This is a genomic window from Beutenbergia cavernae DSM 12333 (genome assembly GCF_000023105.1).
Taxonomy (GTDB): domain Bacteria; phylum Actinomycetota; class Actinomycetes; order Actinomycetales; family Beutenbergiaceae; genus Beutenbergia; species Beutenbergia cavernae.
Window position 1 is genome coordinate 2,784,253 of sequence record NC_012669.1, and the last position, 16,556, is coordinate 2,800,808.

17 protein-coding genes are annotated in these 16,556 nt (G+C 72.9%); 2 read left to right on the plus strand and 15 right to left on the minus strand.

Annotated features, from left to right (window positions below; all coding sequences use genetic code 11):
* Nucleotides 1-21: 21 nt before the first annotated feature.
* Genes BCAV_RS22175 through BCAV_RS12545 form a run of 3 tightly spaced genes read right to left on the minus strand, consistent with a single transcriptional unit; the run spans nt 22 to nt 1,957 of the window.
* Nucleotides 22-453, minus strand: coding sequence for a YlxR family protein (locus tag BCAV_RS22175; RefSeq protein ID WP_083770032.1), 432 nt, complete (start codon nt 451-453; stop codon nt 22-24).
* The gene (gene nusA / locus BCAV_RS12540) at nt 425-1,465 is read right to left on the minus strand and encodes a transcription termination factor NusA (protein ID WP_015882981.1); all 1,041 of its coding nucleotides are present in this window, start codon (nt 1,463-1,465) and stop codon (nt 425-427) included. Before nusA ends, BCAV_RS22175 begins: the two co-directional genes overlap by 29 nt.
* Before the next feature lie 3 nt (nt 1,466-1,468).
* Complete coding sequence (locus BCAV_RS12545; protein WP_015882982.1) at nt 1,469-1,957, minus strand: ribosome maturation factor RimP; 489 nt, start codon at nt 1,955-1,957, stop codon at nt 1,469-1,471.
* Between the two features lie 106 nt (nt 1,958-2,063).
* On the opposite strand from BCAV_RS12545, the gene BCAV_RS12550 reads away from it, so the two are divergent.
* Nucleotides 2,064-3,059, plus strand: a complete 996-nt coding sequence (locus tag BCAV_RS12550) for a DUF4439 domain-containing protein (protein WP_015882983.1) — start codon at nt 2,064-2,066, stop codon at nt 3,057-3,059.
* Nucleotides 3,060-3,074: 15 nt separating this feature from the next.
* Here BCAV_RS12550 and BCAV_RS12555 read toward each other — a convergent pair whose 3' ends face one another.
* Both BCAV_RS12555 and BCAV_RS12560 read right to left on the minus strand, forming a co-directional pair.
* Nucleotides 3,075-4,847, minus strand: coding sequence for a proline--tRNA ligase (locus BCAV_RS12555; RefSeq protein ID WP_043347140.1), 1,773 nt, complete (start codon nt 4,845-4,847; stop codon nt 3,075-3,077).
* Nucleotides 4,848-5,018: 171 nt separating this feature from the next.
* Nucleotides 5,019-5,414, minus strand: coding sequence for a RidA family protein (locus tag BCAV_RS12560; protein ID WP_015882985.1), 396 nt, complete (start codon nt 5,412-5,414; stop codon nt 5,019-5,021).
* Between the two features lie 139 nt (nt 5,415-5,553).
* Between BCAV_RS12560 and BCAV_RS12565 the strand changes: the two genes are divergently transcribed.
* Complete coding sequence (locus BCAV_RS12565; RefSeq protein WP_245529043.1) at nt 5,554-6,495, plus strand: helix-turn-helix transcriptional regulator; 942 nt, start codon at nt 5,554-5,556, stop codon at nt 6,493-6,495.
* Between the two features lie 132 nt (nt 6,496-6,627).
* Here the strand turns inward: BCAV_RS12565 and BCAV_RS12570 are convergent, their stop codons facing one another.
* The 10 genes from BCAV_RS12570 to tsf all read right to left on the minus strand — a co-directional run bounded on the left by BCAV_RS12570 (nt 6,628) and on the right by tsf (nt 16,548).
* Nucleotides 6,628-7,497 carry a GNAT family N-acetyltransferase gene (locus BCAV_RS12570; protein ID WP_015882987.1) on the minus strand — a complete coding sequence of 290 codons (870 nt, stop codon included), beginning with the start codon at nt 7,495-7,497 and terminating at the stop codon, nt 6,628-6,630.
* 44 nt (nt 7,498-7,541) lie between these two features.
* Nucleotides 7,542-8,681 carry a flavodoxin-dependent (E)-4-hydroxy-3-methylbut-2-enyl-diphosphate synthase gene (gene ispG, locus BCAV_RS12575; protein ID WP_187292885.1) on the minus strand — a complete coding sequence of 380 codons (1,140 nt, stop codon included), beginning with the start codon at nt 8,679-8,681 and terminating at the stop codon, nt 7,542-7,544.
* Nucleotides 8,682-8,744: 63 nt separating this feature from the next.
* The gene (locus tag BCAV_RS12580; protein ID WP_043347146.1) at nt 8,745-10,076 is read right to left on the minus strand and encodes a M50 family metallopeptidase; all 1,332 of its coding nucleotides are present in this window, start codon (nt 10,074-10,076) and stop codon (nt 8,745-8,747) included.
* 36 nt (nt 10,077-10,112) lie between these two features.
* Nucleotides 10,113-11,297: a 1-deoxy-D-xylulose-5-phosphate reductoisomerase gene (dxr, locus tag BCAV_RS12585; RefSeq protein WP_015882990.1), complete on the minus strand. Its 1,185-nt coding sequence runs from the start codon at nt 11,295-11,297 to the stop codon at nt 10,113-10,115.
* Nucleotides 11,294-11,845 (minus strand): DivIVA domain-containing protein, encoded by a 552-nt coding sequence (locus BCAV_RS12590; RefSeq protein WP_015882991.1) that lies wholly within the window; start codon nt 11,843-11,845, stop codon nt 11,294-11,296. Before BCAV_RS12590 ends, dxr begins: the two co-directional genes overlap by 4 nt.
* Nucleotides 11,846-11,867: 22 nt before the next feature.
* The gene (gene rlmN / locus BCAV_RS12595) at nt 11,868-13,019 is read right to left on the minus strand and encodes a dual-specificity RNA methyltransferase RlmN (protein WP_015882992.1); all 1,152 of its coding nucleotides are present in this window, start codon (nt 13,017-13,019) and stop codon (nt 11,868-11,870) included.
* 26 nt (nt 13,020-13,045) lie between these two features.
* Nucleotides 13,046-14,257 carry a phosphatidate cytidylyltransferase gene (locus tag BCAV_RS12600; RefSeq protein WP_015882993.1) on the minus strand — a complete coding sequence of 404 codons (1,212 nt, stop codon included), beginning with the start codon at nt 14,255-14,257 and terminating at the stop codon, nt 13,046-13,048.
* Complete coding sequence (gene frr / locus BCAV_RS12605) at nt 14,258-14,815, minus strand: ribosome recycling factor (RefSeq protein ID WP_015882994.1); 558 nt, start codon at nt 14,813-14,815, stop codon at nt 14,258-14,260.
* Nucleotides 14,812-15,609: a UMP kinase gene (pyrH, locus tag BCAV_RS12610; RefSeq protein ID WP_015882995.1), complete on the minus strand. Its 798-nt coding sequence runs from the start codon at nt 15,607-15,609 to the stop codon at nt 14,812-14,814. Before pyrH ends, frr begins: the two co-directional genes overlap by 4 nt.
* A gap of 93 nt (nt 15,610-15,702) precedes the next feature.
* Nucleotides 15,703-16,548 (minus strand): translation elongation factor Ts, encoded by an 846-nt coding sequence (gene tsf, locus BCAV_RS12615; RefSeq protein WP_015882996.1) that lies wholly within the window; start codon nt 16,546-16,548, stop codon nt 15,703-15,705.
* Nucleotides 16,549-16,556: the final 8 nt, after the last annotated feature.

Below are 16,556 nucleotides of genomic sequence, written 5' to 3' on the forward strand. Positions count from 1 at the left end.
ACCACGTTCAGTGGTTCGAGCTCATCGCTGAGTACTCATCGGGTGCCCATCGGCTTCCAACCCGCTCTCTCGCTCGATGACAGGCCCTCCCGTGCGGGAGAACCACGTCCGGACCTCGCTCGTGTCCACCGGTCCTGCGAGACGCAGGGCCCGGCCGATCGCGCCGCGACGTTCGGCACGGTCCAGGCACTCCGGCTGCGGGTGCAGCCAGGCGCCGCGCCCGGGAGCCGTGCGGCGTTCGTCGACCACGGCTACGGGATGCTCCCGGGTGATGCCTGCCGTGCTCGTGACCACCACGCGGACCAGGGCGGACCGCAGGTCTCGCACTCGGCATCCCACGCACGTCCGTACCGGGCCGTGCGTCTCAGGCACGGCGGCATCGTCGGACGTTCGGGGGTGTCGGGTCACGGACCCGGCGACCACTCTACCCCTCGCCGGACGGATCGCCTGCATCGCCCGACGGCGTCGCGTCCTCGGACGCCGCGTCGTCCGCTGGCTGGGTGTCCGGCCTGATGTCGATCCGCCACCCCGTCAGCCGCGCGGCGAGGCGGGCGTTCTGGCCCTCCTTGCCGATCGCCAGCGACAGCTGGTAGTCGGGGACGATCACGCGGGCGGACCGGGCCTCGGCGTCGACGATCTGGACGCTGCTCACGCGCGCCGGCGAGAGTGCCGCCGCGACGAACCGCGCGGGATCCTCGCTGAAGTCGACGATGTCGATCTTCTCGCCGCGCAGCTCGGCCATGACGGCGCGCACCCGCTGACCCATCGGCCCGATGCAGGCTCCCTTGGCCCCGACCCCCGGGACGAGCGAGCGGACGGCCATCTTGGTGCGGTGCCCCGCCTCACGTGCCAGTGCGGCGATCTCGACGCTGCCGTCGGCGACCTCGGGCACCTCGAGCGCGAACATCCGCCGGACGAAGTTCGGGTGCGTCCGCGACAACGTGATCGACGGGCCCTTGAGGCCGCGGCTCACGTCGAGCACGTACGCCCGGATGCGCTCCCCGTGCGGATAGCTCTCGCCCGGCACCTGCTCGTGCGGGGGCAGGACGGCCTCGACACCGCCCACGTCGACGAGCACCGCCCCGACCCGCCCGCCCTGCTGAACGACGCCGGCGATGAGCTCGCCCTCCCGGCCGCGGAACGTGCCGAGCACCTGGTCGTCCTCCGCGTCCCGCAGGCGCTGGATGATCACCTGCCGTGCCGTCGACGTCGCGATCCGGCCGAAGCCCTCCGGCGTGTGGTCGAACTCGCGCCGGACCTCCTCGTCGCCCTCGCCGACGACCTCGGTGGCGAGCACCGTCACGTGCCCCGACTGGCGGTCGAGGTGCACCCTGGCCTCCGGGTACGCCCCCGGCGTCCGCTCGTACGCGGACAGCAGCGCCTGCTCGATGGCACCCACGAGGACGTCGAGGCTGATCTCCCGTTCGCGTTCCAGCGCCCGCAGCGCGCTCATGTCGATGTCCACGACTCAGCCCTCCTCTAGATGCCGCAGCTCGACCTCGACGCGGCCGGTGGCCACGTCGGCGTAGGCGAACGTCGTCGTCGCGCCGGCGTCGGTCCGCACGTGGATGCCGTCGTCGTCCGCCGAGAGCAGCCGGCCGGACACGTGCGTCCCGGCCGCGAGCGTGAGCGTGACGAGACGACCCTGGGCCCGCCGGAAGTGGCGGGGCTGCGTGAGCGGCCGGTCGGTGCCCGGCGTCGAGACTTCGAGGACGTACGGCCCCGTGACGACGTCGGCGTCGTCGAGGGCGGCGGACACGGCGCGCGAGGCGTCGGCCAGGTCGTTGGAGCCGAGCGCGCCCGGACCGTCGGCGAGGTCGAGCGTGACGCGGACCCTGCGACGGCGGCCGGCCGGGCTCACCGCCACGTCCTCCAGGTGCAGTCCGCAGCCCGCGGCGACCGGCTCGAGCAGATCGCGCAGGCGGCCGAGGAGCGCGGTGTCCGGCGACGGGGTCATCGCGTCCCTCCGTGTGTTCTCGAGTGATGGCCTTCGGGGGCGGGTGCGCCGCCCGTGGCCGGACGGGTGTGCACCCGTATCCGGCGACCAGACTACCGTTGCCCGGGTGCGAGTCATCCGGAACCTGGCGAGCGCGAGGGCACGCGCCGTCGTCGCCGTGATCGGCACCTCGTGCCTGACCCTCGCGCTCGGCGCGTGCGGCGTCCGCGTCGACACACCGCCCCCGGCGATCCCCTCCCCCGGCACCGAGGAGGTGGCCCGCCAGGCGGCCGCCGAGACGGCGGGCACGATCGCCGATCTCGCCGCGGCCGTCCCCGATCCGGACGAGGCGCTCGGCCTGCTCCTGGCCGACGTCGTCGCGGCGAGCGCCGAGCACGTGGAGGCTCTCGGCGGTGTCTGGGAGGCTCCCCCGCGGCCGACGACATCGCCCGCCTCGCCGGAGCCGACCCCGACGGCTCCCGCCGGGAGCAGCCCCGAGGACGTGCTCGCCGCGCTCGTCGCCGGCGCCGAGGAGGCCCGCACGCAGGCGCTCGCCGTCGACGACGGCGACCTCACGACGCTTCTCGCGTCGATCCTTCTCTGGCGCACCGTCGCCGCGCACGACGTCGCCGACCTCCTCGGCAGCGACGCCGCAGCCGAGCTCACCGGCGGGCTCGACCGGACCAGCCTCGGGCTCACGTCGTTCCCGGGCGGGACCGACCTGGTGCGCGCGGTCGACGCCGCCGCGTACGCCTACGAGGTGCTGGCGGCACGGGCCGAGGGCGACGTCGTCGCCACGTGGGCGGGCCGCGGACGCGAGCTGCGCGACACCGCAGAGGCGGTGGCGCTCGGCTCCGGTCTCGCGGGGACCGCCGGCGACCCCCGCGAGGCCGCCTACGACGTCGCCGCGCTCGCCGAGGTGGAGCCGCTGGCAGCCGTGACGGCCGTCGAGAACGACCTGATCATGACCTGGGTGGCCGCGAGCTCGACCGTCCCGGAGCAGGGACGCACGCTGGCGCTCGACGCCGCCGTCGACGCCGCCACGACGGCGCGCACGTGGCTGCTCGCGCAGGGTGTCACGGGCCTCGCCGGCCTCGGCGCGCTGCCGGGCCTGCCGGCCTGAGGCCCTGGCTCCGGCTCAGCTGTCCGCGAGCGACCCCACGAGCTCGGCCACGTGGTCGGCCGCACGCGCGACCTCGACGTCCTCGCGCAGGTCGCTGGCCCGCAGCCGCACCTCGATCGTGCCATCGGCGAGACCCCGCCCGACCACGACGATCACCGGCATGCCGAGCAGCTCCCCGTCGGCGAACTTCACGCCGGCGGACACCTTGCGGCGGTCATCGAGCAGCACGTCGATCCGCCGCGCGGTGAGCGCCGCGCCGAGCTCCTCGGCGGCCGCGAACACCGCGTCGTCCTTGCCCGTGGCGACGATGTGGACCTGCGCCGGCGCCACGTGCACCGGCCACGTGAGCCCGCGCTCGTCGTGGTGCGTCTCCGCCAGGGCCGCCACGGCCCGGCTGACGCCGACGCCGTAGGAGCCCATCGTCGGCACGATCGCCTTGCCGTTCTCGTCCAGCACGGTCAGCCCGAGCGCGTCCGAGAAGGTCGTTCCGAGGTCGAAGATGTGCCCGATCTCGATACCGCGGGCGAGCTCGAGCGGGCCCGAGCCGTCAGGGGCCGGGTCCCCGGGCCGCACCTCCGCGGCCTCGATCGTCCCGTCCGCCGTGAAGTCGCGGCCCGCGACCAGCCCGAAGACGTGCCGACCAGGCTCGTTGGCGCCAGTGATCCAGGTGGTCCCGGCGACGACCCGCGGGTCGAGCAGGTACCGGATGCCGCCGGGCCGGTTCGGGCCGAGGACGGCCGGGCCGAGGTAGCCGCGCACCAGCTCCGGGTGCGGCGCGAAGTCGGCCTCCGTCGCGGGCTCGACGTCGGCGGGCGCGAGCACGTCCTCCAGCCGCTTGGGATCGATCTCGCGGTCGCCGGGGACGCCGACGACGAGGAGCTCGCGCTCGCCGCCCGGCGGTGTCACGGCCAGCACGACGTTCTTCAACGTGTCGGCGGCCGTCCAGGCACGGTCCGCGCGCGGCTGGTGAGCGTTCGCATGGGCGACGAGCGTCTCGATCGTCGGCGTGTCCGGGGTGTCCTCGACGTGGGCGGGCGGTGCGTCCTCGTACGGGATCGCCTCAGGCACCGGCGTGGTCACCGCCTCGACGTTGGCTGCGTAGCCGCCCGGCGACCGGACGAACGTGTCCTCACCGATCGCGCAGGGCGAGAGGAACTCCTCGCTGCGGGTGCCGCCCATGAGCCCGGACGAGGCCTTGACGATGACGTACTCGAGCCCGAGGCGGTCGAAGATGCGCTGATACGCGTGCCGCTGGGCGTCGTAGGAGCGTTCGAACCTCGCGAGGTCGACGTCGAAGCTGTACGCGTCCTTCATGATGAACTCGCGCCCGCGCAGCAGGCCCGCGCGGGGGCGGGCCTCGTCGCGGTACTTCGTCTGGATCTGGTACAGCGTGAGGGGCAGGTCCTTGTACGACGAGTACAGGTCCTTCACGAGGAGAGTGAACATCTCCTCGTGAGTCGGCGCGAGCAGATAGTCGCCCTCTCGCCGGTCCTTGAGGCGGAAGATCCCTTGCCCGTAGGTGGTCCAGCGTCCGCTGGCCTCGTAGGGCTCTCTCGGGAGCAGCGCCGGGAAGTGGACCTCCTGAGCGCCGGCCGCGTCCATCTCCTCGCGCACGATCGCCTCGACGCGCGCGAGGACGCGCAGACCGAGCGGGAGCCACGTGTAGATCCCTGGGGCGGCACGCCGGATGTAGCCGGCGCGCACGAGGAGCCGGTGGGAGTCGACCTCGGCGTCGACAGGGTCCTCGCGGAGGGTACGCAGGAAGAGGCGGGACATCCGTAGCAGCACGGCGAGCAGCCTATCGGGCGTTGTGGTTCCGTCCGCGTCGCCGAGGGATGGCCCCGCTCTGTGTTGCTCGTCCGCGTCGCCGAGGGATTGGCCCGCTCTGCCCGGGCGCTCCTTCGTCGCGCCCAACGCCCAGCCACTCCGGAGCGGGCCAATCCCTCGTCGCCGCTCGCATCACGCCACGGCGGTGCCCTCGAGCTCGACCAGCTGGCCGGGGATCGCCAGCCGCGTCACGCCGAGCATCGTCGTGGTCGGTGCGACGTGTGCGGCGCCGAGCCGCGACGCCAGGACGCCGTAGTGCTGCAGGAGCAGATCGACGTCGGTGGTGTAGACGTTGAGCCGGACCAGGTCCGCGAGGGACATGTCTGCCGCGCCGAGCACGGCCTCCAGGTTGTCGAGGCTCAGCGCCAGCTGCGCCGCCAGGTCACCGTCGTGCTGGGGCTTGCCGGCGCCGCTCATCGCGGTCTGCCCCGAGATGTACAGGGTCCGGGTGTGCCCGGAGACGACCTCTCCCTGGTTGAATCCCAGTTCAGCCGACCACGCCACCGGGTTGACTGCCGTTCGTTCCATCGCCGCTTCCGCTCCGTTCGCCTCATGAGATGCGCACGTCTGTCGACGTCGCATCGACCACTTTCGCCACTAATCACGACATCCTGTGTCAGGTATTTTGTAGGCTTCTCCTGTGCGCGCCGATCGGCTGGTCTCCCTGGTGCTGCTCCTGCGCCAGCGCGGTCGTTCGTCCGCGGCCACGCTGGCCCGGGAGCTCGAGGTCTCGACCCGCACCGTGCTGCGCGACATCGAGGCGCTGTCCTCAGCCGGCGTGCCGGTGTACGCCGAACGCGGCCGGCACGGCGGCTTCGCGTTGTTGCCGGGCTTCCGGACCGAGCTCACCGGGCTGAACCATGACGAGGCCCTCGCCCTCCTGATCGCGGGATCGCGGCAGGGCGCACAGGCGTTCGGCCTCAACTCGGCGCTCGCGTCGGCGATGCTCAAGGTGACCGACGCGCTTCCCGACAGCCATCGGGCCACGGCCGCTGACGCGTCGGAGCGATTGCTGGTCGACCCTGAGATCGACCTGCTCTCACGCCGCCTGGTCACCGAGGAGGTCCCGGAGACCACGATGACGGAGATCCGCCGCGCGGTGTTGGCCGGACACCGACTGCGCCTCCACTACGCCGCAGTGGACCGCCCCCCGGCCTGGCGCACGGTGGACCCGATCGGCCTCGTCACCGTGCGCGACAAGGGCTACCTGCTTGCGACGACGTCCGGCGCGGATCGCACGTACCGGCTGTCGCGGATCCTCGCGGCCGAAGAACTCTCGGAACCGGCGCAGCGACCGGACAAGATCGATCTGGAGCGAGTCTGGCAGGAGCGCAGCACACGCTTCCGGACCAGCGGCGACCAGATCGCGGTGTCGCTTCGGATGGACCCAGCGCGGCGGGAGGAGCTGGTGGGCACCGCGCTCGCCGTGCTCGCCGAGGAACCCGACCCCGACGGCTGGCTCCGGTTGGAGGTGACCTTCCAAGACCTACGACACGCCGAATGGGCGCTGTGGCAGCTCGGCACGGACGCTGAAGCCCTCGACCCTCGGCCGCTGCGAGCTGCGCTGCGCGACCGGGCCGCATCACTGGCCGCCCGGTACGCGACGTGACGCAACCTACGAGCGGCGGCGAGGGGATGGCCCGCTCCGGAGTGGCTGGGCGTGGGGCGCGACGAAGGAGCGCCCGGGCAGGGCGGGCCATCCCCTCGGCCGCGGCGGAAGTAACCACAACGCCGCCGGAGTCTAGAAGACGATCGTCGCGTACGTGCCGACGCGGGTGAACCCCACCCGGTCGTACACGGCTCGGGCGGCCGTGTTGTACGCGTTGACGTACAGCGACATCGTCCCGGCACCGGCCTGGCGCGCGAGGTCGACGACGGCGGCCATCCCGGCCGCCCCGACGCCCCGCCCCCGCAGCTCCGGGTGCACCCACACGCCCTGGATCTGCGCCACGCCGAGCGACACGGCGCCCAGCTCCGCCTTGAACGCGACCCGGCGTCCGGCCGGTCCGTCGTCGAGCCGGACGAACGAGCGACCCTGGACGACGAGCTGCCGGACCCTGCCCTCGTACCCGCCGCCCGCCGACACGGGCGAGTACCCGTACTCCTCGGTGAACATCGCGACGCACGCGGGGAGCAGGACGTCGAGGTCCGCCTCCGTGCCAAGACGGACGCCCGGGTCCGCCGGCACGCGCGGATCGGCGGTGATCGTCATCGACGGCTGGTCGGCGCGGACCTCGCGCGGCGTGCTCCAGGCCGTGCCGAGCCGCTCCCAGAGACCCAGCACCGCCGGGGCGTCGCCGACGATCGACGAGCACCGGCGGCCCCGGTCACGGATCGCCGTGGCGAGCGAGGCGATCCCCCGGCCGTCGGGGCTGACCGGCACGAGGTTCGCGCCCGCCCAGCACAGCGCCACGAGCTCGCCACCGGACCACGCTCCGAGGATCTCGCCGAAGGCCGGCGTCGAAGTGCCGAGCGCCTCGACCCACCCGCCGGCGAGCACGGCTCCGACGGGGTCGACGTGGCAGAGGTCCAGCGCGGCCTCGCGATCGGCGCCCTCCAGGGGCCGGACGACGTCGGCCGGCCGCTCCTTGACGCGTGACCAGCTCGGCATCCCCAAATTGTGCCGCACGCCCGCGCGGATGTGCGGCCCGGACGTCAGCCGACCGTGACGACCGGCGCTCCGCCGTCGTCCGCCTGCCCCATCGTCTCCGCGATCCGCATCGCCTCGGCGATCAGCGTCTCGACGATCTCCGACTCGGGGACGGTCTTGACGACCTCGCCCTTGACGAAGATCTGGCCCTTGCCGTTGCCGGACGCCACGCCGAGGTCCGCCTCGCGCGCCTCGCCCGGTCCGTTGACCACGCAGCCCATGACGGCAACCCGCAGCGGGACCTCGAGCCCCTCCAGACCGGCCGTCACCCGCTCGGCGAGCGTGTACACGTCCACCTGGGCGCGGCCGCACGACGGGCACGACACGATCTCGAGCTTGCGCGGGCGCAGGTTGAGCGACTGCAGGATCTGGATGCCGACCTTGACCTCTTCGACCGGCGGTGCCGAGAGCGAGACGCGGATGGTGTCGCCGATGCCCTGGCTCAGGAGCGCGCCGAACGCCGTCGCCGACTTGATCGTGCCCTGGAACGCCGGACCCGCCTCGGTCACGCCGAGGTGCAGCGGCCAGTCACCCCGCTCCGCCAGCAGCTCGTAGGCGCGCACCATGACCACCGGGTCGTTGTGCTTCACGGAGATCTTGAAGTCGTGGAAGTCGTGCTCCTCGAACAGCGACGCCTCCCAGACGGCGGACTCGACCAGCGCCTCCGGCGTCGCCTTGCCGTACTTCGCGAGCAGGCGCGGGTCCAGCGAGCCGGCGTTCACGCCGATGCGCAGGCTGGTGCCGGCCGCCTTCGCGGCGTCGGCGATCTCCTTGACCTTGTCGTCGAACTTGCGGATGTTGCCAGGGTTGACCCGGACGGCGGCGCAGCCGGCGTCGATGGCGGCGAACACGTACTTCGGCTGGAAGTGGATGTCCGCGATCACCGGGATCTGCGACTTCTTCGCGATGATCGGCAGCGCGTCGGCGTCGTCCTGGGTGGGGCACGCGACGCGCACGATGTCGCAGCCCGTCGCCGTCAGCTCGGCGATCTGCTGGAGCGTGGCGTTGATGTCGGTCGTCTTCGTCGTCGTCATCGACTGCACGGAGACCGGGGCGTCACCACCGACCTCGACGGAGCCGACACGGATCTTGCGGGTCTTTCGGCGGGGGGCCAGCACGGGGGGTGCTTCCTTGACGGTCGGCATGCCCAGGGAGATCGGAACGCTCACGTGCTCCAGTATCACACCCGCCTCCGGCGAGACCCGCGCTCAGCCACCCGTGAGCGAGATCGGGTCGACGATGTCGGCGATGGCGAGCAGGAGGCTCATCCCGATGAGGACGACGAACACCACGTACGTCAGCGGTAGCAGCCGCACCGTGTCCACCGGACCGGGATCCGGCCGCTCGCGCCACCGGGCGATGCGGCGTCGGGCACCCTCCCACAACGCCCCAGCGATGTGGCCGCCGTCGAGCGGGAGCAGCGGGATCATGTTGAACGCGAACAGCGCGAGGTTGAGCGACGCCAGGATCTGCAGCATGAGCAGGGCGTTCCCGGCGAAACCGAAGTCCGTGTCGGTGGCCGCCGCCTCGCCGGCGATCCGTCCGACGCCGATGAGACCGATGACGTTGGGGTCCCGCTCCTGGCCGCCGAACGTCGACGACGCGATGGACACCAGGCGCTGGGGCAGCGTGAGGATGATGCCGAACGTCTGACCCAGCGCGTCGCCGAAGACCGCGGGGACGGCGCTGATCGGCTGGCGCACCAGGGCGGCCTCGGGAGCGACGCCGACGAACGGTGCGGGCGCCGTCACGACGTTCCCGGCCTCGTCCGTCTCGACGAAGCCCTCGGCGTCGACGACGGGGCGATCGGTCATCGTGGGCGTGACGGTGACGGTGAGGTCCTCGCCGCCGCGACTCACCTCGACGTCGACGGGCTCGGCGCCGCCGGCCCGGATCGCCGCCTGCAGGTCGGCCCAGTCCTCGACGGGCGTGCCGCCCCAGCTCAGCACCTGGTCGCCCGGCTCGAGCCCCGCGGCCGTGGCCGGCGCGACCGGGTCGGCTGACGCGCACTCGCGATCGGCGTCGTACGGCAGCACGCACTGGGAGACGGTGCCGACGGTGGACGTGAGCTGGGGCAGCCCGATCCCCATCAGCGCGACGGCCAGCAGGACGAACGCGATGACGAGGTTGACGAACGGCCCGCCGAACATCACGACGAGCTTCTTCGGCACCGACAGCGCCCAGAACGTCCGGCGCTCCTCGCCCGGCTGGACCTCGCTCAGCGCCTCGGCCCGGGCGTCCTCCATGACGGAGGAGAAGAACTTCTTGCGGGTCGGGGCGGCGCCGGGACCGGCCTCGCTCACGGCGCGGGCCGGCGGGTACATGCCGACCATCCGGACGTAGCCGCCCAGCGGGATGGCCTTGAAGCCGTACTCCGTGTCGCCGCGCCGGGTCGACCACAGCGTCTTCCCGAAGCCGACCATGTACTGGCTCACCTTGACGCCGAACCGCTTCGCGGGCAGCAGGTGGCCCACCTCGTGCAGGGCGATCGAGATCAGCAGCCCGATGACGAGCACGAGCACGCCGAGCCAGAACATCATGCCTCCCAGAATCTCACGGGAACCTGGGGACGCGGATCAGCGCTCCCGCGAGGGTCCGTCGGCGACGAGCGCCCGCGACCGCGCTCGTGCCCACGCCTCCGCGGCCTGGACGCCCTCGAGCGACAGCGCGCCGTCGGGCGGATCCGGGTACTCCCCCAGCACGCGGGCGACAGTCCCGACGACGTCGAGGAACGGCAGGCGCCCGTCGAGGAACGCCGCGACCGCCTCCTCGTTCGCGGCATTGAGCACGGCCGGGTGCAGCGGCGACGCCTTCACCGCCTCACGCGCGAGGTCGAGAGCCGGGAACGCGGCGTCGTCGACCGGCTCGAACGTCCACGACGTCGCGGCGTCCCAGCGGCACGGCGACGCCGCACCGGGCACCCGGTCGGGCCAGGCGAGGCCGAGCGCGATCGGCAGCCGCATGTCCGGTGGGGATGCCTGGGCGATCGTCGACCCGTCCACGAACTCGACCATCGAGTGGACGACCGACTGCGGGTGCACGACGACGGTGATGTCCGCGACCGGCACGTCGAACAGGACGTGCGCCTCGATGAGCTCGAGGCCCTTGTTCATGAGCGTCGCGGAGTTCGTGGTGACGACCGGCCCCATCGCCCAGGTGGGGTGAGCCAGCGCCTGCTCGGGCGTCACGCCGGCCATCTGCTCGCGCGACCAGCCGCGGAACGGCCCACCCGAGGCCGTGAGCACGAGCCGCGCGACCTCGGACCGCGCTCCGGACCGCAGCGCCTGCGCGATGGCCGAGTGCTCCGAGTCGACCGGCACGATCTGGTCGGCGCGCTGCTGGGCGGCCCGCACCAGCGCGGCGCCCGCCACGAGCGACTCCTTGTTCGCGAGCGCGAGCGTCGAACCCGCCTCGAGCGCCGCGAGCGTCGGCGCGAGCCCGACGGACCCCGTGATCCCGTTGAGCACGACGTCGGCGCCGCGCCCGGCGAGGTCGGCGGCGGCTCCCGGGCCGGTGAGGACCTCCGTCCGGCGGCCGCCGGCCGCGCGGATCGCCGCGGCGACGTCGTCCTGCTCGCCGGCGGCGACGGCGACGACCGGCACGTCGTGAGCGACCGCCTGCCGCGCGAGCAGCTCCAGGTCGCTCCCGCCGGCGGCGAGCCCCACCACCTGGAACCGTCCTGGCGCCGCCGCGACGACGTCGAGCGCCTGGGTCCCGATCGAACCGGTGGAACCGAGGAGGACGACGGTGCGCGCGCTCACTCGACCGACAGCAGGACGTCGACGACGCGGTCGAGGAACGCGTCGACCGGTCCTTCCGCGTAGGCCCGGGTGCGGGGCGCGGAGCGGAAGGTGGCCGAGCGGATCTCCGAGGCGGTCAGGGGCACGCCGGCGTCGAAGTAGTCGACGAGCCGGTCCAGCAGGGCGTCGACGTCCTCCGTGTCGTACCCGTGACCGTGCTCCGGCTGCGCGAACCGCTCGTTCTCGGGCCGCGTGAGCCGGCCGTACAGCGTCGTCGCGCGGTCGGCCACCTCGTGCATCCAGGCCGCCTGCCCGCGATCCGCGACGAACTCGGCCCGCTCGCGCTGCACGAACGCGGCCTCGAGCCGGTCGAGGGCCGCATCCACGGCCGTGGTCGAGTAGCCGTGGCGCACGAGGTCGAAGGCCGCCTGCCGCACGTCCTGTCCGGTCAGCTGCGCGGCGCCGTTCGTCCCCTCGTACGCCGCGCGGGCGCGCGAGAAGAACGTGTCGACCTCCTCGCGGTCGTACCCGCGCGACATCCGACCGACGGTCGGGAACATCCGCGTCATCGCCACCTCCCCGCCGGCGAGCCTACTGGCTGGCCGCGAGCTGCCCGCAGGCGCCGTCGATGTCGCTCCCGCGCGTGTCACGGATCGTCGTGGGGATGCCGGCGTGCCTCAACCGGGCGACGAACTCCGCCTCCACTCCCGGGTCGCTCGCCGTCCAGCGCGAGCCGGGCGTCGGGTTCAGCGGGATCGGGTTGACGTGCACCCAGCCACGGCCACGCGCGACGAGCTCCTTCGCGAGCAGGTCGGCGCGCCAGCCGTGGTCGTTCACGTCGCGGATGAGCGCGTACTCGATGCTCACCCGGCGATGGGTGATGTCGAAGTACCTGCGTGCGGCGTCGAGCGCCTCGCCCACGCTCCACCGGGTGTTGATCGGCACCAGCTCGCTGCGCAGCTCGTCGTCGGGCGCGTGCAGGGACACGGCGAGCGTGACCGGGATCCCCTCGGCCGCGAGCTTGTCGATCGCCGGCACGAGACCGACGGTCGAGACCGTGACGTTGCGCGCCGACATGCCGAGGCCCGACGGCGCGGGCTCCACCATGCGACGCACCGCACCGATGACGGCGCGGTAGTTGGCGAGCGGCTCACCCATGCCCATGAACACCACGTTCGACAGGCGCGTCGGCCCGCCCGGCAGGTCCCCCGCCCGGCACGCGGCCGCCGCCAGGCGCACCTGCTCCACGATCTCCGCCGTGGACAGGTTGCGCGTGAGGCCGAGCTGGCCGGTGGCGCAGAACGGGCACGCCATCCCGCACCCGGCCTGGCTCGACACGCACAGCGTCGTCCGGTCGCGGTAGCGCATGAGCACGGACTCGACCTTCGCGTCGTCGAACAGCGCCCACAGCGTCTTGACCGTCGCGCCGCCGTCGGCCTCCATGGTCCGCACGGGCGACACGAGCTGCGGCAGCAGCGCGGCGACCAGGTCCTCCCGCGACGCCGCCGGAAGGTCGGACATCGCGTCGGCGTCGCGCGTGAGGTGGGTGAAGTAGTGGCGCGAGAGCTGATCGGCACGGAAGGCCGCCTCGCCGACGCCACGGACGGCGTCGACACGCTCCGCGGGCGCGAGATCGGCGAGGTGCACAGGGGGCTTCCCGCGGCGCGGCGCGGCGAACTGCAGGCGCGGGCGGGAACCGGGGTCGACGGCGGTCGGCGCGGCAGGGGTGTGGACGTCGGTCATGATGGGTCCATCCTCGCAGGTCGGCCTCATCCGCCCGTCGGCGGGACGAGCAGGGTCATGGTGACGGCCACCACCGGGGCGGCGACGAGCAGCGAGTCGAGGCGGTCGAGGATGCCGCCGTGGCCGGGCAGCACCGCGCCCATGTCCTTCATGCCGAGGTCGCGCTTGATCAGCGACTCGCCGAGATCACCGACGGTCGCGGCGGCGACCGTCGCCGCCCCGAGCACGAGCCCCAGCCACCACGGGACGGTCGCTCCGAAGGAGCCGAACCCGTCGATCGTGAGGAACGTCGCACCGACGCCGACGGCGCACGCGAGCACGAGCGACCCTGCCGCACCCTCCCAGGACTTCTTCGGGCTCACGGACGGAGCCAGCGGGTGCGCACCGAACATCACGCCAGCGGCGAACCCGCCGGTGTCGTTCGCGACGACGAGCGCGATGAAGACCAGCACGCGCCACTCGCCGCCGTCCGCCGCGAGCATGAGGACGGCGAACCCCGCGAGGAACGGCACGTACGCGGCGGCGAACACCCCCGCTGCGGCGTCGCGCAACGCCCGCAGACCCCCGCCGTCGAGAACCCGCCACACGAAGACGCCGCCCGCCGTCAGCACGAACGCGACGAGCAGGGCCTCGAGCCCGGACACGTACGCCGACACGAGCATGCCGGCGCTGCCGACGACGAGCGGGAGCAGCGGGATGTCCATGTCCCGTGAGCGCAGCGCCTGCCGCAGCTCCCACAGCGCACCCACGCACGCGGCGAACGCCAGGACGATGAACAGCTCCTTGCGGAAGTACAGGCTCGCGAGCAGGGCCGCGCCGAGCGCCAGCCCGACGCCGATCGCGATGGGGACGTTCCGCCCGGCCCGCGCCGGAGGCGCGACGAGCGCCTCCCGAGGTTCGAGCGCGTCCGGCTCACCGGCGTCGACGGCGCCCGCCGGCGCCTCCGAGTCGCGTACGTGATCCTCGCGATCCTCGCGCTCCTCGCGCTCCTCGGCCGGGACGACCGGGCGCTCTGCCGCAGGTTCCGGCGCACCCGTCGGCGGATGCTCCGGAGCGGGCAGCGCGCGCGTATCCGCACCGGCGCCGCCGGGCGGGCCGAGGGGTGTCGATGGGTCGCGAGGAACGGCCGTCGCGCCGGGCCACCCGCCGTCGTCGGCCGACCCGCTCTGGCGCGCCTCGCGCGCCGCCCGCTCACGCAGCTGACGACGCGTGAGCGGCGCCTCGTCGCCGCTGGACACTCAGACCTCGAGGAGCTCGCGCTCCTTGTGGCTGAGCAGGTCGTCGATCGCGTCGACGTGGCTCTTCGTCGCCAGTTCGAGCTCCTTCTCCGCCCGTGCCACCTCGTCCTCGCCGGCCTCGCCGTCACGCACGATGCGGTCCAGCTCGTCCTTGGCCTTGCGGCGTACGGCGCGCACGGACACCCGCGCGTCCTCGCCCTTGCCCTTCGCGAGCTTGACGTACTCGCGGCGCCGCTCCTCGGTCAGCTGCGGCAGCACGATGCGGATCACGTTGCCGTCGTCGCTCGGGTTGACGCCCAGGTCCGACGCACGGAGCGCCTTCTCGATCTCGCTCGCGGCACCCCGGTCGTACGGGTTGATGAGGATCACGCGCGCCTCCGGGATGGTGATGCCCGCAAGCTGCTGCAGCGGCGTCGGCGCGCCGTAGTAGTCGACGAGGATCTTCTGGAAGAGGGCGGCGTTCGCCCGGCCGGTGCGGATGGCGCCGAGCTCGTCGCGTGCGACCTCCACGGCCTTGTCCATCTTGTCCTCGGCCTCGAGGAGGATGTCGTCGATCACGGGTGCTCCTTCGTGTTCTCGCCCGCGTGGGCGTCGTCGTCGGCGGGGGGCCGGGACGTCACGAGCGTTCCGATCCTCTCACCCGAGAGCGCGCGAGTGACGTTCCCCGGCGTGTCCATGCCGAACACTCGCATCGGCAGGTCGTTGTCGCGGCACAGGCTGAAGGCGCTCGCGTCGACGACCCGGAGGTCGCGGCGGAGCGCCTCGTCGAACGTCAGGACCTCGAGGCGCCGTGCCTTGGGGTCCACCCTGGGGTCGGCCGTGTACACGCCGTCGACGCCGTTCTTCCCGACGAGGACCTCGTCGCAGTGCGTCTCCAGCGCGCGCTGCGCCGCCACGGTGTCGGTGGAGAAGTACGGCATCCCAGCCCCGGCCCCGAAGATCACCACGCGGCCCTTCTCGAGGTGCCGGATCGCGCGCAGCGGGATGTAGGGCTCGGCGACCTGCCCCATGGTGATCGCCGTCTGGACGCGCGGGCTCACGCCCGCCTTCTCGAGGAAGTCCTGCAGGGCCAGGCAGTTCATCACCGTGCCGAGCATGCCCATGTAGTCGGCGCGCGACCGGTCGAGCCCCCGCTGCGAGAGCTCCGCACCACGGAAGAAGTTCCCGCCGCCGACGACGATCGCCACCTGCACGCCCGCCGTCACCGCCGCGGCGATCTCGCGTGCGACGGCCGCGACCACGTCCGGGTCCAGCCCGATCGTCCCGCCGCCGAACACCTCGCCGGAGAGCTTGAGCAGGACGCGCCGGGGCGGCTGCGGCGCCTGCCCGGTCGCCGTGGTCGCAGTGGTCACGTGGTTACCCCTTCGTCGAGTCGGCCCGGCGCTGGGTCCGGGTGCGTCGGTGGCCCCGGACCTGCATGAGGTCCGGGGCCACCGGTGTTCGGCTCAGGCGCCGACGCGGAACCGCGCGAAGCCGGTCAGCGTGCCGCCGGTCTCGGCGACGACCTGCCCGACCGTCTTCTTCGGGTCACGGGCGAAGGCCTGGTCCACGAGGACCTGGTCCTTGAAGAACCCGTTGAGGCGACCCTCGACGATCTTCGTGAGTGCCTGCTCGGGCTTGCCCTCGTTGCGGGCGGTCTCCTCGGCGATGCGTCGCTCGTCGGCGACGAGCTGCTCCGGGACGTCCTCGCGGGTCAGGTACGCCGGCGAGTACGCCGCGACGTGCATCGCGATCTCCTCGGCCACGGACGCCGCTGCGGCGTCCGTCGCGACCATGACGCCGACCTGCGGGGGCAGGTCCTTGCTGGTGCGGTGCAGGTAGACACCCACGTGCTCGCCGTCGAGGCGGGCGACGCGACGCAGCACGAGCTTCTCACCGAGCGTGGCGGCGGCGCCGTCGACGATCTCGGCGACCGTCTCGCCGCCCGCATCCGCGGCGAGCAGCGCGTCGGCGTCGCGTGCGGCCGAGGCCACGGCGGCGTCGAGCACGCGCTCCGCGAGACCGACGAACGTCGCGTTCTTCGCCACGAAGTCCGTCTCCGCGTTCAGCTCGACCATCGTGCCGACCTGGCCGGCGACGTCGTGGGCGTCCGTCACCTTCACGGCGACGAGGCCCTCGGAGGCCGAGCGCCCCTCCCGCTTCGCCACGCCCTTGAGACCCTTCACGCGGATGATCTCGAGCGCCTTCTCGGCATCGCCGTCGGCCTCGTCGAGGGCCTTCTTGACGTCGAGCATGCCCGCGCCGGACTTCTCCCGGAGCGTCTTGATGTCAGCGGCGGTGTAGTTCGCCATCAGGTATG

What these genes read in the sequence shown, in the direction of transcription:
- BCAV_RS22175 (WP_083770032.1), bottom strand. Translation starts at nt 453, where the DNA reads ATGCAGGCGATCCGTCCGGCGAGGGGTAGAGTGGTCGCCGGGTCCGTG.
- BCAV_RS12545 (WP_015882982.1), bottom strand. Translation starts at nt 1,957, where the DNA reads ATGACCCCGTCGCCGGACACCGCGCTCCTCGGCCGCCTGCGCGATCTG.
- BCAV_RS12560 (WP_015882985.1), bottom strand. Translation starts at nt 5,414, where the DNA reads ATGGAACGAACGGCAGTCAACCCGGTGGCGTGGTCGGCTGAACTGGGA.
- BCAV_RS12570 (WP_015882987.1), bottom strand. Translation starts at nt 7,497, where the DNA reads ATGCCGAGCTGGTCACGCGTCAAGGAGCGGCCGGCCGACGTCGTCCGG.
- ispG (WP_187292885.1), bottom strand. Translation starts at nt 8,681, where the DNA reads ATGCCGACCGTCAAGGAAGCACCCCCCGTGCTGGCCCCCCGCCGAAAG.
- BCAV_RS12580 (WP_043347146.1), bottom strand. Translation starts at nt 10,076, where the DNA reads ATGATGTTCTGGCTCGGCGTGCTCGTGCTCGTCATCGGGCTGCTGATC.
- BCAV_RS12590 (WP_015882991.1), bottom strand. Translation starts at nt 11,845, where the DNA reads ATGACGCGGATGTTCCCGACCGTCGGTCGGATGTCGCGCGGGTACGAC.
- rlmN (WP_015882992.1), bottom strand. Translation starts at nt 13,019, where the DNA reads ATGACCGACGTCCACACCCCTGCCGCGCCGACCGCCGTCGACCCCGGT.
- tsf (WP_015882996.1), bottom strand. Translation starts at nt 16,548, where the DNA reads ATGGCGAACTACACCGCCGCTGACATCAAGACGCTCCGGGAGAAGTCC.